Annotated in this window: 11 protein-coding genes; 7 read left to right on the top strand and 4 right to left on the bottom strand. The window is 69.5% G+C overall.

Annotated features, from left to right (window positions below; genetic code table 11):
* The first annotated feature begins 2 nt into the window (after window positions 1-2).
* From BLV57_RS15300 to BLV57_RS15290, 3 genes are read left to right on the top strand one after another with little or no spacing between them, the layout of a single operon-like run.
* Window positions 3-965: a TauD/TfdA family dioxygenase gene (locus tag BLV57_RS15300; protein WP_091289409.1), complete on the top strand. Its 963-nt coding sequence runs from the start codon at window positions 3-5 to the stop codon at window positions 963-965.
* 12 nt (window positions 966-977) lie between these two features.
* On the top strand, window positions 978-2141 hold the full coding sequence (locus tag BLV57_RS15295; RefSeq protein WP_091289408.1) for a M20 family metallo-hydrolase: 1164 nt from the start codon (window positions 978-980) through the stop codon (window positions 2139-2141).
* Window positions 2142-2151: 10 nt separating this feature from the next.
* Window positions 2152-2730 carry an LOG family protein gene (locus BLV57_RS15290; protein ID WP_091289407.1) on the top strand — a complete coding sequence of 193 codons (579 nt, stop codon included), beginning with the start codon at window positions 2152-2154 and terminating at the stop codon, window positions 2728-2730.
* Between the two features lie 440 nt (window positions 2731-3170).
* Here BLV57_RS15290 and BLV57_RS15285 read toward each other — a convergent pair whose 3' ends face one another.
* Both BLV57_RS15285 and BLV57_RS15280 read right to left on the bottom strand, forming a co-directional pair.
* Entirely contained in the window at window positions 3171-3884 is a 714-nt protein-coding gene (locus BLV57_RS15285; RefSeq protein WP_091289406.1) for a thioesterase II family protein, read from the bottom strand.
* Window positions 3881-4543, bottom strand: a complete 663-nt coding sequence (locus BLV57_RS15280) for a LuxR C-terminal-related transcriptional regulator (RefSeq protein ID WP_091289405.1) — start codon at window positions 4541-4543, stop codon at window positions 3881-3883. Before BLV57_RS15280 ends, BLV57_RS15285 begins: the two co-directional genes overlap by 4 nt.
* A gap of 251 nt (window positions 4544-4794) precedes the next feature.
* Between BLV57_RS15280 and BLV57_RS15275 the strand changes: the two genes are divergently transcribed.
* From BLV57_RS15275 to BLV57_RS15270, 3 genes are read left to right on the top strand one after another with little or no spacing between them, the layout of a single operon-like run.
* Window positions 4795-7530 (top strand): type 2 lanthipeptide synthetase LanM family protein, encoded by a 2736-nt coding sequence (locus BLV57_RS15275; RefSeq protein WP_091289404.1) that lies wholly within the window; start codon window positions 4795-4797, stop codon window positions 7528-7530.
* 22 nt (window positions 7531-7552) lie between these two features.
* Entirely contained in the window at window positions 7553-7729 is a 177-nt protein-coding gene (locus tag BLV57_RS43260) for a hypothetical protein (protein WP_176968635.1), read from the top strand.
* A 55-nt stretch (window positions 7730-7784) separates the two neighbouring features.
* Complete coding sequence (locus BLV57_RS15270) at window positions 7785-10667, top strand: helix-turn-helix transcriptional regulator (protein ID WP_091289403.1); 2883 nt, start codon at window positions 7785-7787, stop codon at window positions 10665-10667.
* Between the two features lie 32 nt (window positions 10668-10699).
* Here BLV57_RS15270 and BLV57_RS15265 read toward each other — a convergent pair whose 3' ends face one another.
* Window positions 10700-11473 (bottom strand): TetR/AcrR family transcriptional regulator, encoded by a 774-nt coding sequence (locus tag BLV57_RS15265; RefSeq protein ID WP_091289402.1) that lies wholly within the window; start codon window positions 11471-11473, stop codon window positions 10700-10702.
* A gap of 75 nt (window positions 11474-11548) precedes the next feature.
* Here BLV57_RS15265 and BLV57_RS15260 point away from each other — a divergent pair, with 75 nt between their 5' ends.
* Entirely contained in the window at window positions 11549-12364 is an 816-nt protein-coding gene (locus BLV57_RS15260) for a siderophore-interacting protein (protein WP_091289401.1), read from the top strand.
* Window positions 12365-12418: 54 nt separating this feature from the next.
* On the opposite strand, the gene BLV57_RS15255 is transcribed toward BLV57_RS15260, so the two are convergent.
* Complete coding sequence (locus BLV57_RS15255; protein ID WP_091289400.1) at window positions 12419-14932, bottom strand: M14 family zinc carboxypeptidase; 2514 nt, start codon at window positions 14930-14932, stop codon at window positions 12419-12421.
* Window positions 14933-15035 lie beyond the last annotated feature (103 nt).

The following is a 15035-nucleotide window of genomic DNA, read 5'->3' as shown; positions in this document are numbered from 1 at the left end:
CAATGACTTTGTCTTTGGACGCAGGCACCTTCGTGCTCGACGCCAGCGAACAGTCCGAAATGGAGCTGCTGGCCAAGCAGCTCACCACGATCACGCCGGGCCTGGTCGACGACCTCGACTGGCTCGCCACCGCCCGCGACTACTCGTGCCACATCCCGGGACGGCTGCGCGAGACGATCCGCCGGTTCCGTGCCGATCCCGGCCCGCACGGCGTGCTGCACCTTCGTGGCCTGCCGGTCCGCCCCGACGTTCCGACGCCGAACGTTCCCGGCTCGGTCGAGCGGACCGCGACGCTGTCCGCGGCCGTGCTGACGCTCTGCATGCTCTCGCTCGGCGAGGTCATCGCGTTCCGCAACGAGAAGTCAGGCGCGCTGGTCCAGAACGTGGTCCCGGTGCCCGGCCAGGAAACGCACCAGAGCAACGCCGGGTCGATCATGCTGGAGATGCACGTCGAGAACGTGCACCACGAGCACCGCCCCGACTTCGTCTCGCTGCTCTGCCTGCGCAACGACCACGAGGACCAGGCCGGCCTGCAGGTGGCGTCCATCAGGGACGCTTTACCCCTGCTTTCCATGGTGCAGCGCCGAATACTCGGCGAACCCCGGTTCGAGTCGATGCCGCCGTCGTCGTTCGGCGGCGCGGGCGGCAACCCGGTGCACGCGGTGCTGAACGGCGCCTTCGAGGACCCGGACATCCGCGTGGACTTCTGCAACACGCGGCCGAGGGACGAGGCCGCCGCGGCCGCGTTCCTCGCGCTGCGCAACGCGATCGAGGCCGTCCGCACCAAGATCGTGCTCTCCGCCGGCGATCTCGCGGTCGTCGACAACCGGGTCACCCTGCACGGGCGCACCGCCTTCGTCCCGCGCTATGACGGGCAGGACCGCTGGCTGCAGCGGGCTTTCGTCCATGTCGATCACCGCCGCTCGCGGTTCATCCGCGAAGACAACGGCAATGTCCTTACCTGAGATTGGGATGGCATGAGCTCATTGCGGATTTCTCCCCAGCGCCTGCTCAACGACCTAGCGGAGCTCGCCACCTTCGGCGGGCGCGACGACGGCGGCGTCGACCGGATCGCGGGCTCGCCCGCGGACCTGGCGTCACGGACCTGGCTGGCCAACCGGATCACCGCGGCAGGCCTGGAATCGTGGACCGACCCGATCGGCAACGTCTTCGGCAAGCAGCGCGGCTCACGCGGCCCGTGGCTGCTCACCGGCTCGCACACCGACACCGTGCCCGCCGCGGGCAGGCTCGACGGCGCGTACGGCGCGCTCGCGGCCATCGAGGTGCTGCGGACGCTGCACGAGGCCGGGCATCCGTCGGCGGCGGCGTTGCAGACGGTCGCGTTCTGGGACGAGGAAGGCGTGCTGCCGACGTCCAACGGTGGCCTGGTGGGGTCGACGGCGCTGAGCGTCAGCGAGCACATCAAGGAGATCAGCGGGTACGTCGAGCTGCACATCGAGCAGGGGCCTCGGATGGAGGACGCCGGGCTGGAGCTCGCGGTGGTGGACGGCATCGTCGGCGTCGACCGGTATCTGCTGGTCATCCGTGGCGAGGCCAACCACGCGGGCACCACCCCGATGATCAACCGGCACGACGCGGGGCGCGCGGCGTCGAAGATCGCCGCGCACCTGTGGGAGACCGCCGACGAGGTCGACGAGACCATGGTCGTCAACGTCGGCGCGATGGAGTTCCACCCCGGCGTGCCGAACGTGGTGCCCGGCGAGGCGCACCTGACGGTCGAGTTCCGCGCGGCCTCGGAGTTCGCGCTGCTGGCCGCAGGAGACCGCACTCTGGCGCTGACGCGGCGGATCGGCCGCGAGCAGAAGTGCTCGGTCGAGGTGTCGCGCCTGTCGCACAAGCCGGTGGTGCGGTTCGACGAGTCCTATGTGGACTTGATCCACCAGACGTGCACGCGTCAGGGCGTCCCGACAGGGAGGCTGGTGAGCTTCGCCGGGCATGACGCGAGCGTCATCAGCTCCAAGGTGCCGACGGCGATGTTGTTCGTGCCGAGCACCGGCGGCATCAGCCATTCGCCCGCCGAGCACACCGACGACGCGTATCTCGTCCAAGGCGCGCAAGTACTGCTGGAAACACTGGTCGAGATCGAGCAGACCCTGCCGAAACCCGTTTACCTGCATTAGGAGTGGTGAGATGCTTCCGAAATATCGGCGGATCGGCGTGTTCTGCGGCGCCAAGCCGAGCAAACCCCAGTACCTGGAACTGGCCGAGGAGTTCGGAACCTGGCTGGGCGCGTCCGGGATGGACCTGGTCTACGGGGGCGGCAGCACGGGCCTGATGGGAGCCGTCGCGTCCTCGGCCCGCGACGCCGGTTCGTACGTGACCGGCGTCGTCCCGCATCACCTGCTCGGCGCCGAGGGTGACCAGCCGCAGCAGGTCGAGCTGGTCGTGGTCCGCTCGATGCACGAGCGCAAGGCGTTGATGTACCGCCTGTCCGACGCCTTCGTCACGCTGCCCGGCGGCATGGGCACGCTCGACGAGCTGATGGAGATCTCGACCTGGGCCAAGCTCGACCTGCACAGCAAGCCGGTCATCGTGCTGAACGCGGGCGGCTTCTTCGACGGCCTCCTCGGCCTGCTCGACCACGCGGTCCGGGAAGGCATGATGTCTCCGGCGGACCGCGCCCTGGTCCGCGACGTGACCACGATCGACGCCATCGCCGGAGTCCTGCAAGCCCCCGCGGACGCCAAAACCCTGGCCGCCACAGCGTAATGGGGTCGTGAGTGTTGCGGCCGGTTCTAACCGGCCATACCACTCACGACCCCCGTTGGGCTGTGAAGTGAGGGGGCCATTGGGTGCGTAGTACGCACTCGGGGGTCCCCTCGCTGCGCGATCAGGCTAGGGGAGTCGTGAGTGTTGCGGGCGGTTAGAACCGTCCGCAACACTCACGACCCCCGGCAGGCCATGTGCGAGGCCGGGCTACTTCCGCGACCTCTGGGCTGTATGAAGGCTCCCCTCATCAAGCCTGAGCGTATGAAGGCTCCCTTCATCCACTCGGGACCGTATGAAGGGAGCCTTCATCGCGTATAGCTGCATGAAGGGAGCCTTCATACAACGCGCCTGTATGAGGGGAGCCTTCATGCAGGGGAACTCGGGGAAGGCGGCCGATGGGGGTCGTGAGTGGTACGGCCGGTTCTAACCGGCCGCAACACTCACGAGCCCTGAAGGAGGTCCAGCAAAGCCTGGGGGGCGGCGAGGAACTCGTAGTGGCCGCCGTCGAGCGTGACGAAGTCCGTCGAGGCCGAGTAGTCCTTCCAGCCTTCGAGCTGCGCGGCCGTGACCTCGACGTCGGCCGACCAGTGCACGACCGTGATCGGGCTCGGGATCGACACCGGCTCGGAGCGCCGGTAGACCCGGTTGACCTCGAGATCCTGGTGCAGCACTTCGAGCGCGAGTTCAATCAACGCCGGATGTGGCGAGCCGCCACGCAGGACGGCCAGGTTTTCCAGCTCCGCCTTGAGTTCCGCGTCGCTCAGGTCCAGGAACCGGTCATGCGGACAGTCATGCGGCGCGACCTGAGCCGACACGAAAAGCCTCGAGGGCGTCGGCAGACCGCGCGAAGCCAGCTCGTAAGCCGTCTCGAAGGCGGGCAGCGCCCCAGCGCAGTGCCCGAAGAACACGAACGGCACATCCAGGTACGGCTCCAAGTACTCGGCGACTGTCGACGCGAAGGACGCGTAGTCGCCGAAGTGCGGCTCTCGCGACCGGTTCTCCCGGCCGGGCGGCTGGATCAGGCAGACGTCGACGTCGCCCAGTGACCGTGGCCAGCGGGAGAACATCGACGCGCCCATTCCCGAGTACGGGAAGCAGAAGACGCGCGCCGTGGCGTCGGCGGAGGGTTTGCGCAGCAGCCAGCGTCCGGTCATCCCACACTCCCGCTCAAGGCCATGGTCGATTCGTAGGCGTAGATGACGGCCTGCACGCGGTCGCGCAGGCCGAGCTTCCTGAAGATGTCCTGCACATGCGACTTGACCGTCGAGCTGGCGACGGTCAGCGCGGCCGCGATCTCGGCGTTCGACATGCCGCGCGCGATCAAGAGGAACACCTCGCGCTCGCGTTTGGTGAGCTGGGCGCCTGCCTGGGCGTGTGTGTCGAGCTGCGGCAGCGTGAGCGCCAGGCGCTCGGCGAGCGCGCGCTCGATCGGCAGATAGCCGGCCGCGACCATGCGGACGGCGGCGACCAGCTCGGCCGCGGCGGTGCGGCGGCGGATGATCGCGCAGCCGCCGAGACGCAGCACGTCGAGATCGAGCTGCGCGGTGTCCGCGCCGAGGAGCAGCACCACCGGGATGGGCCCCGACCGGCCGCTCGCGCTCAGCTCCTTCACGGTCTCGACGATGTTGTCCTTGAGAGAGCCGATGTCGATCACGAACAGCGACGGCGCCAGCCGCGCGCCCAGCGCGCACGCCTCACGCAGCGTGCCCGCTTCCCCCACGATCCGGAACGTCGGCTCGCTCCCGAGGATCGCGCCGATGCCACCACGGACGAACGAGTCGTCCGCGACCAGCACTATGCGAGTTTCCGTCATCTCGTACTCCCCAAGGATTCGGCTGATGACAGAGTGGCAAGTTTGAAGTTGCCGTACATCGGGGTGCGCACCCTACATTTGCTACCAGGCGAAACGGGCACTACGGAGCACACGCCGTGTTCGCCCGGGCACGCGGAGGTCACTTTCCCCCATGCCCGCGCCCCCACACCCACCCCCGGGCGCCGCCGCGCGCAAAACATGGGGGACTCACCCCCATGTGACCGGCGTCTCCCGATGGCAGTCTCTACGGCGTGAGTTCAACGTGGTGGGCCAACGGCCTGGCGGCGCACGAGCCGGCCGATCGACGCCCCGACTGGGCGGCCTTCGCCGAAGGTCCGTTCGACGTGTCACCCCGGCCCGTGCCCGCCGACTGGCGTGCCGCCTTCGCGTCCGTGTTCGGTCCCCTCATCGACGCGGCCCGCCGCCCGATCGAGGCCGCGGACGTCGCCGGTGTCGACCTCGAAGCCGTCAGCCGCTGCCTGGCAGAGCAGCTCAGCCTGCGGGTTTGCTCGCTCGCCGCGCGGACGCTGGTGTTCGAACTCAACAAGGCCCGCGCGAGAGGCAAGCTCACCGGCGAGACCGCCGAAGACCGCTTCCGCGACTTCGTGCGCCAGGCGGGGGAGAACCTGCCGCAGCTGTTCACCGCGTACCCGGTGCTCGGACGCCTGGTAAGCCAGGCCTGTCTGCACGCTTCCGAGGCTTACCTCGAGCTTCTCAAGCGCTTCGCGGACGACCGTGAAGCGCTTGAAGGCACCGTCGTCGACGAACTCGGCACGCTTATCAAGGTCTCTGGGGGCGGAGACCCGCACCAGCGTGGCCGCACCGTGAAGCTGCTTGAGTTCTCCAGCGGCCAGCAGGTCATTTACAAGCCTCGGCCGCTTGAGCTGCACACTCGCTTCGCCGAAGTCGTCAGGTGGCTTAACAAGCGCATCCCCGGGCTGGAACTCGAAGCCGTCGACGCGCTGGTCCGTCCGGGCTACGGCTGGCTGCGGTTCGTCGAGCACCAGCCGTGCGCCGACCTGACCGAGGTCGACCGCTTCTACCGCCGCGAAGGCATCCTGCTCGCGCTGCTCTACGCCGTCGACGGCGCCGACGTGCACTTCGAGAACCTGATCGCCCGCGCGAGCCAGCCGGTGCTGATCGACATCGAGACCCTCTTCCACCCGGCGCTGCCGGTCACCGGCGAGGCCACCGACCCGGCGGCGGGCGCGGTGTCGCGCTCGGTGCTGCGCACCTGCCTGCTGCCGCAGATGTTCGTCGGCGAGCACGGCGCGGTCGACATCTCCGGCCTCGGCGGCGGCAAGGGCGGCACGTTCCCGACCGACCACGTCGAATGGCTCGACGCGGGCACCGACCGGATGCGCATCACCCGCGCGCCCGGTGAGTTCGGGGCCTCGCTCAACCGGCCGACTCTCGATGACCGGGACATCGAGCCCGGCGAGCACGGCGCCGCGCTGCTCGCGGGCTTCCGGATCGGGTACGACGCCATCGAAAGCGGCGCCGCCGAACTGCGCGAGCTGCTCGACCAGTGCGCCGACGACGTCATCCGCGTCCTCGCGCGCCCCACCAACTTCTACGCCAGGCTCCTCGACGAGACCACGCATCCCGATCTGCTGCGCGACGCCGCCGCCCGCGACCGCGCGTTCGCGCTGGTCTGGGACGACTCGGTCGGCGACGCCACGCGCAAGCGGCTGGCGCCCAGCGAGATCGCCGATCTCTGGGACGGCGACGTCCCGATGTTCACCGCGAAGCCCGGCGCGCGGCACCTGTGGGATTCGGCCGAGCGGCGGCTTGACGACGTGCTCGCCGACGCTCCGCTGACGGTCGTCGGCCGCAAGCTCGCTTCGCTCAACACCGTCGACCGGCGTGATCAGGAGTGGCTGATCTCGGCCGCGCTGGCGACCCGGCCGACCGGAATCGTCCATCACAGCACCGAAACCATGCCGGAGACCGGCCTGACCGCGTCCCCGGAACCGGGCAGGCTGCTCGCCGCCGCGTGCGGGGTCGCCGATCAGATCGTCGCGCGCGCGTTCTCCGACGAGCACCGCACGAACTGGCTCGGCCTCGAGCTCGTCGACGAGCTGTACTGGACCGTGCTGCCGATGGGCGCGAGCCTCGGCGAGGGTTACACCGGCGTCGCGCTGTTCCTCGCGCAGCTCGCTGAGCTGACCGGCCTCGGCACCTACCACGAACTCGCTTTCCGTGCGCTCAGCCCGATTCCGGGGCTGCTCGACAAGCTCGAGGCCGATCCCGAACTCGCCGAAGCCGCGGGCTGCGGTGGCCTGCTCGGACTCGGCGGCGTCGCGTACGCGTTGGCACGACTGGCAAAACTGCTCGACGACCCGTCGCTGCTCAAGCTCACCGAGCGCGCGGTCGCGGTCATGCCCGCCGCGCGCGCGGACCTGCCGCCGCAGTTCACCACCGGGCTCGCCGGCGGGATCGCGGCGATGTCGGCCGTGCACTCGTATGCCGGGCTCGACGCCGCGGGAAGCTTGGCCAGCGAGTACGCCGCCGCGCTCAAGCAGGCGGAAACCGTTGAAAATACTGGCTTCGCGCGCGGCTCGGCAGGTATCCAGTGGGCCCTGGGCGCCTCTTTTACTACGGGCGTGGCGGGCGACCGAGCCCACTCGGTCACCGGCCACGGCTGGTGCTCGGGCTTGGCGGGCTTGGCTCTCGCGGACTCGGGCGACTTCGTCCCGGTTCTGGCGGAGCAGGCGCCGTTGCGCGACCTGAGCCTGTGCCACGGGGAATTCGGCATCGTGGACGTGCTGTCCGTGCTCGCCGAACGTGGCCATCCGGCCGCCGCCGCCGCTGTCAACCGCAGAGCGGGTCGTCTTGTCTCGGCCATCGAGCAGCACGGCGCGCGCTGCGGGACACCCGGCGCCGTCTCCTCACCCGGTCTGCTCACCGGCCTCGCCGGCATCGGCTACGGCCTGCTGCGGCTCGGCTTCGCCGACCGCGTCCCATCCGTGCTTACGTTGCACTAACACAAAAGAGGGAGAAATATCAATGTTCGAGAACGACCTGCACGCGGCCGCCACCTCCGTCGGCGACGTCGAGCTGCCCACCGCCTCCCGGGTCGGTATCCGCAACCACGCGCTGTCCGGCTCGCGGCCGAGGCTGAGCGCCAACACGGTGGCCACCATCGACGACCCGTCTGTCGTCAGCAACTCGGTCATCTTCTGACCTGCCGCCAATTACCGGTCCCAAAGTTGCCTGGGCGTCGCATATAGTCGCAAAAATGGGCATCCGTTCGCCACGCGTGATCGGCCGGGACAGCGAACTCGGCGAGCTCCGGCGAGCGACCGACGAGGCACGTGCCACGCGGGGTGGCGCGGTGTTCCTGGTCGGCGAAGGCGGGATCGGGAAGTCCCGGCTGGCCGCGGAAGCGGTCAGCCGGGCCGTGGCCGCCGACATGCCGGTGCTGCGCGGCCGGGCCAGCTCGATCGGCCCGATGGTCCCGTTCCGGCCGCTGGCCGAAGCCCTGTTGTCGCACTTCCGCGGCGGACGGCCGCCGGACGTGCCCGAACTCGACGCCTACATCCCGGTGCTGGCGCAGCTCGTCCCCGACTGGATCAGGGGCGAGCGGCCGGGCGCCTCGCTGGTGGTGCTGGCCGAAGCGGTGTTCCGGCTGCTGTCGGTCACCGGCCGCGAGCGTGGCTGCCTGATCGTGCTCGACGATCTGCAGGACGCCGACGCGGAGACCCTGTTCATCCTCGAGTACTTAGTGGACAATCTCGCGTCCACCGGCGCGTTGCTCGTCGGCACCATGCGCAACGAACCCTGTGAGGCGCTGAGACTCGCCCGTTCGGCCGAACAGCGCCGAACCTGCACCATGCTCGAACTCAGCAGGCTGAATCGCGGGGACATCCGACGATTGGCAGGCGCCTGCCTGGAGATCGAGCCCGACCGGGTGCCCGCGGCCGCGGCGGACCTGTTATGGCGCAACAGTGCCGGAATCCCTTTCGTGGTCGAGGAACTGCTGCACGGCATGCTCAACGACGGCCTGCTGGTCGAGGGGCGTGACGGCTGGCAGGTCGTCGGCGAACTGCGCGCGCGGGTGCCCGCCGCGCTGGTGAACAGCATCGCCGCCCGGATGGACCAGCTCGGCCCGGAAGGGGAGACGCTGCTCGCGGTCGCCGCGATCGTCGGCGGGCGGTTCCCGCTGTCGGTGGTGCAGGCCGTGACCGGAATGGACGATCGCACCCTCCACAATCACCTGAGCGCCGGGGTGGCGGCGCAGCTCGTCACCACCGACGAGACCACTTTGGGCTGGTACGCGTTCCGGCATCCGCTGACCGCGGAAGCGTTGCTGGCCCGGCTTTCCCCGGCCAGCAAGGCGAACCTGGCGCAGCGCGCGGCAGACGCCGTCGAATCCCAGTATCCGGGCCTGCCCGGTGAACTCTGCGTGCTGGTCGCCTCGCTGCGGCTGACCGCGCACCAGGAGCACGCGGCAGGGCGGCTGTTCGCCGACGCCGGGCGCCGCGCGCTGGAGACCGGCGCGGCGGATTCAGCCGTGACGCTGCTGACCAAGGCGCGTGAGCTGCTGGCGGGCGCGCCGCCGACCGACCGCGCCGACGTGCTGGAGTCGTTGCTGCACGCGCTCGGCCAGGTCGGGCAGTTCGACCGCGCGGTGCAGCTCTCGCCCAGCTTCGTCGAGATCGGCATGCTCGAACGCGCCGCGCGGCTGCACACCCAGCTGGCCTGGGTCGCTTACATGGCGGGCAGGCACAACGACTGCATGAACCAGATCGAGGCCGCGCGCGCCCCGCTGGGCGCGCAGATGTCGGAGGCGCAGCAGGCCGCGATCGACGCGGTGGAGGCCAACTTCTGGCTCGACGTGCCCGGCCCGGACCACACCAGGCGTGCCGAGAACCTGGCCAGGCAGGCGTGGAGTTACGCCGAGCGCGCGAACTCGCCGATCGTGGCGTGCCAGGCGTTGCAGGCACTCGGCATGGTCGCGCTCGAACGCGACCTCGACGAGGCCGAGCAGTACTTCCAGCGTGCCAGGCGGATCGCCGAGGACAACCAGCTGCACCACTGGCGCACCCAGGTGCTGGTGCGTCTCGGCGGGCACCAGGTGCTGGCCAACGGGGACGAGCGCACGCTCGACCTGGCGCGCGCGGAGGCACAGCGGACCGGCGCGATCCCGCTGACCTGCGCGGTCGACTCGGTGCGCATCCTGCACACGATCATGCGCGGCGAGTTCCCGCGCGCGCTGGAGCTGCTCGACCAGAACATGGCCGTGCTGGCGCGCCTGCAGCTCACGGCGTTGTCGCAGTACGCGCAGATGACGCGGGCGATGGCGGCGGCGCATCAGGGCAACCGGCACGACATGGAACTCGCGCTCGAGGACTTCCACCGCGCGGGCGGTGAGTCGGCGCAGGAGATGGTGCTGTGCATCGGGCTGGCGCGGGTGTTCTGCTCGCTGCTGGAGGAGAACGCCGATCGCGCCGTCCGCGAGCTGACCCAGGTCGTCGAGCTGGAGGCGGCCAACCCGAGCCGGTTCCACCTGTCGGGACAGCATGGGCTGCGTGTGCTGATGGAGGTGCTGGCGGGTGATCTCGGGGAGCATCGGTTCGTGACCTCGGCGGTGAGCCGGATGCGCTGGAACCGGCAGTTCGTCGGGCTGGCGCAGGCGGTGCTGCTCGGGCGGCAGGGGCACGTCGAGCAGGCGAACAAGGCCGCGGCGGCCGCGATGGAGGCGTCGTCGCTGTATCCGATGGCCCGGCATCTCGGGCTGCGGCTGGTCGCCGAGTCGGCGGCGGCCGACGGCTGGGGTGACCCGGTGACCTGGCTCAAGGAGGCCGAGGAGTACTTCCACCAGGTGTCGATCCCGGCGGTCGGCAGCGCGTGCCGCGGCCTGCTGCGGAAGATCGGCGCGCCCGTCCAGCAGCGGCGGACCGGCCTGGAGCGGGTGCCGGGCAAGCTGCGCGCGGCGGGCGTGACCGTCCGCGAATACGAGGTCCTGCAGCTGCTGGCGGATCGCATGGGCAACAAGGACATCGCGCAACGCCTGCACATTTCGCCGCGCACGGTCGAAAAGCACGTCGCCAGCCTCATGGCCAAGTCGAACCAGCAAGACCGCGCCGCGCTCTCCGAGTTCGCCAAACACGAGTCGTGAGTGTTCCGGCCGGTTAGAACCGGCCGGAACACTCACGAGCTTTTTGACCCTCCAGCCCCATCGAGGAGCGCGGTGAGCCCGAATTCGAAGGTTTTCCTCAATTCCTTCTCCCAGAAGCTCTCGCGCTCCTCCAGGCTCACGGGGTCGCGTTCCGTTTCGAGCCGGGTCACGTGCGGGAACCGGTCCGCGAAGTCGGGCGCGACCTCCTGCAGCAGCGACGACCGCGCGATCCACCAGTCCTCGTCGGTCACCCCGGTGGCCTTCGCGGCCTCCCGCGCCTCCGCGACCGACTGCGCACCGCCGCGCACATGCTGGGTCAGCGCGCCCGCGAGCCGCCGGACCTCAGGGGAGCCGAGGCCGCTGCGGTAAAGGATGGTCAGCAGCGTCTCGAGGCTGACGTACCCGTTCGGGCCCAGCACCGGCCGGGCCTGTGAGACCTGGAGCATCCACGGATGCCGCAGGTAGAACGCCCAGTGGTCGTCGGCCCACGCGGTCACCGCCGTCCGCCAGTCGCCGTCGTAGTGCGTGGGGAGTTCGGCCAGCGCGGCGTCGTACATGAGGTCTACGAGCTCGCCCTTGTTCGGCACGTAGGTGTAGAGCGCCATGGCAGTCCGGCCGAGCCGGTCGCCGACCGCGCGCATCGACAGGCCGGTCATGCCTTCGGCGTCGGCCACGGCGATTCCGGCCTCGACGATCGCCTCGACGCTGAGTCCTGGTTTCGGGCCGGGACGGCTGGCCGGTTCGGTGGTGCGCCACAGCAAGGCCATCGAGTGACCGGCATCGCCCTGACCCGCGAAGACGACCAAGATTGCATCTCCTTACGCCGTAAAGTAACCTGCCTTGGCTAACTCTTTACGGCATAAAGTATCAGGGGAGAGCTCATGGCGGAATCATTGGCCGGTCTGCTGGACGTCGTCGAGGTCCGGCGGCTGACGCCCCGGATGACCAGGGTGACGTTCACCGGCGACGGCCTGCGCGACTTCCCGACCTGGCCGGATCAGCAGCTCAAGCTCTGCTTTCCCCGGCCTGGCCAGTCCAAGCCGACGCTCCCGGCCGAGGACGCCGCCGACGTGATGCGCTGGTATCAGGCGTTCACGGCCATTCCCGAGGAAGAGCGGCCGTGGATGCGCAGTTTCACCGTCCGCGGCTCGGATCCGGCCGCGGGGACCATCGACGTCGACTTCGTCTTGCACGGCGACTCCGGCCCGGCCTCGCTCTGGGCGATGTCTGCCAAGCCCGGCGACACCCTCGGCCGCTACGGCCCGTCGGCGATCTACGCGAGGCCGCTCGGGAAGGCCGATCGGTACCTGTTCGCCGCCGACGAGACCGGGCTCCCGGCCATCGGGACCTTGCTGGAGTCGCTTCCCGCCGGCGCGCACGCCGACGTGTTCATCGAGGTCGCCGACGAACGCGAAGAGCAGAAGCTGGACGCCGAGGTCCACTGGCTGCACCGCGGGGACGTCCCGGCCGGGCGGAGCACGCTGCTCGCCGACGCCGTGCGCGCCGCCGATCTGCCCGAAATCGCTTGGCTGGCAGGGGAAGCCGGGATCGTGCGGACCCTGCGGCGGGACCTGGTGGCGCGGGGCGTCGACAAGAAGTCGATCGAGTTCGCCGGGTACTGGCGGCTCAAGCTGACCCAGGACGACGCCCCGACGCCCGAAGACCTCGCCGAGGCCCAGGAACGCATGGCGGGGTAGGCCCGGGATAAAGCGGGCTTTATCCCGGGAAAAGCACCCGGGATAAAGCCCGCTTTATCCCGCTGCCCAGAAGATCGCGCGGGCGACCTGGGCGTACAGGCCCTTGGTGTGGTCGCGGAACATCGGCTCGGTGCCGAACAACACCACCTTGCCGCCGAGCGCCGACGTTCCCGAGACGACCGCCGCCTGGCCAGCGGCCTCCTGCTGGCCGCCGGTGCCGTTGTCGCGGGGTCGCCAGTGCCCCGCGACCAGCGGCTTGTCCGCCGCGTAGCGCTGATCGGCGTGCACGCCCGGCCCGAGGTCGGTGAACCAGAACGGCCCGTAGACGAACGACGTGGTCAGCGCGCCGGTGCCGACGGGGCCGCCGCCGTTGACCACGGAGACGACGCCGTTGCCGTCCTCCCAGCCCGCGACCGGCCGCGCCGCGAGCAGGCCCGCGTCGGTGTTGAACTTCGCGCCGGTCGCACCGCGCGTGATCACGCCACCGCGCGCCAGGAACGCCTTCACCGACTCTTTCGCCGCCGGGGTCAGCTGGTCGTAGCGCAGGCCCGACGACACGAAAAGCAGGTCGACACGCGAGAAGTCGAACCCGGCGTTGAGCACGGCGGTCGATACCGGCCGGACGTCGAAGCCCATGTCCCGCAACACCTTCAGCTCATCCGGCCCGACAGCCGCCGCGAGCGTCTTGCGCGTCAGCGGTGCCGCGGCGCCACTGGCCTCGGTGAACCGGACGCCGTAGCGGTCGGCGACCTCGGCCGCCGCCGGGCGGGCGTTCGCGGGCACCACGATCGTGCCGTCGGCCGTGCGCTTGAGCTGGATCCCGCGGTTCAGCAGATCGTTGGCGGCGGCTTCCTTGCCGTCACTGAGATTCAGCGCCAGATCGCGGCCGGGCGCCGCGTCGATCCCGCCAGTGGGGGACGCCGCGTTGATCTCGTGCGCGCGGACGTCCAGCCCGCCGTCTTTGACGATGTCGACCGATGCGCCCCACAACAAACGGTGGCTCCACCCGGAAATGTCGTACATCACGGGTACCTTGGCTGAGATGTCGCTCCCGGCTTCGAGCATGACGTTGGCCAGCCCGCGCTTGGGCTGGTGCATGTCGACCAGGTACGAACCGGCCGGATAGCGGCGGCCCGCGAGCGTGAACGGCCGCTCGGCCTGTTTCACGCGCACATCGTTGACGAGGAGGTGATCCACGAGCCGCGCGGCGGCCGTCGCCGAGCGCTGGTCCGCGCCCGCCGGAATGACGTACGCGCGCGGGAATTCGGTGCGGTAGCGGTCTTCCGGGCCGAAGCCGGGCACGAAGCCGTCCGGGATCTCCCGCTGTGGCTCACCCGCGGCGCCACGCCGGAAGATCTCGATCTGGTTCGAGATCAGCTCGCTCCGGTGCTGGTGCACATAGCCGATCGTGGTGCCGATCGTCGCCTCGACGACATCGATGTTGATCCGCGCGCGCCGCTGCAGTTCGGCGGCCGGAGTGGTCTCGTAGTCGCTGTTGACGTCCATCGGGATTTCGATCGTGTACGAGATCGCGCCGTGGTACATCGAGTACTGCGCGGTGTAGATCGGCGCCCAGCCGTCCCAGACACCCTCCGGGTAGTCGCGGAACGGGATCTCCGGCTTGGCGGTTTCGGGGTGCCCCAGCGCCTTGACCGCCTGCTCCATGCCGAGACTGTTGGCGTAGCTGTGCTTGATGTACAGGTCGAAGTCGTAGTTCTGGCCGTGTGGCGGGGTCGTCGGCTCGATCAGCGTGTTGGTGACGTAGCCGTGTTCGTCGAGCATCATCAGCGGCTGCGTGGTTTCGACGATCTGCCGCATCGCCCTCGACTCGGGTTGCGACCCGGTGGCGAAGTCGCGGTTGAGGTCGAACCCGCTCGCGTTCTGCCGCACCCCGGCGACCCGCCCGTCCGGGTTCGCGGTGACGTTGAAGTAGAACCGGTTGCGCCGCAGCAGTTCCCGCGTGGTCGTGTCGTTCGAAGTGGCCAGCCGCTCGATCACGCGCAGCGCGCCGTCGGTGCCTTCCCATTCGTTGCCGTGGATGTTGTTGTTGATCCAGACCGGCGTCTTGTACCCGAACTTCAGGAACGGATCACGCGCCGCGCGCACCGGATCGTTCTCGATCTCGGCGCGCCAGCGGTCCTGCAACCAGGTCTCCGCCGGGCTTTCCGGCGCGGTGAGCGTGACCAGGTACAGATCGCGGCCGAGCCCCGACTGCCCGGCGACCTCGACCGAGACCCGGTTGCTCTTGGCCTGCAAGGCATTCAGCTTGGGCGCGAGCGAGTGATACGGCGCGAGCCCGAGCTTGATCGACTTGTCGGCCGGGTTCTCCGGATAAGTCCGGAGCTGGGTCTTACGCGGATATCCCGCTCGGTCCCCGGCCTTGTTCTCACCACTCGCCGCGACGAGCGCGCCGAACGGTGTGCCGGTGGCCGGGATTTCGTTGCGGTCAGGCCCGTTGGCCGGCTCACGGGGCGGAAGCTGCCCGGGCGGCGCCGCTTGCGCTGGGGCGGCGACCGTGGTGACGGCCAGCAGCAAGGCCAAGAACGCGGTACGGGCAGAACGCGACAAGAGCCACCTCCAGCGAAAGTCCGGCCAGTCTTTCGCCTCGTCGTCAGCCCGCGCAAGACCGTTTCGCGAAGATCCGACGAACGGCGGGGTACCCCGGGGTCGT

It is taken from the genome of Amycolatopsis xylanica (genome assembly GCF_900107045.1).
GTDB lineage: Bacteria > Actinomycetota > Actinomycetes > Mycobacteriales > Pseudonocardiaceae > Amycolatopsis > Amycolatopsis xylanica.
The sequence above is the reverse complement of the archived record's forward strand: the minus strand, read 5'-3'. Positions and strand labels throughout refer to the sequence as shown.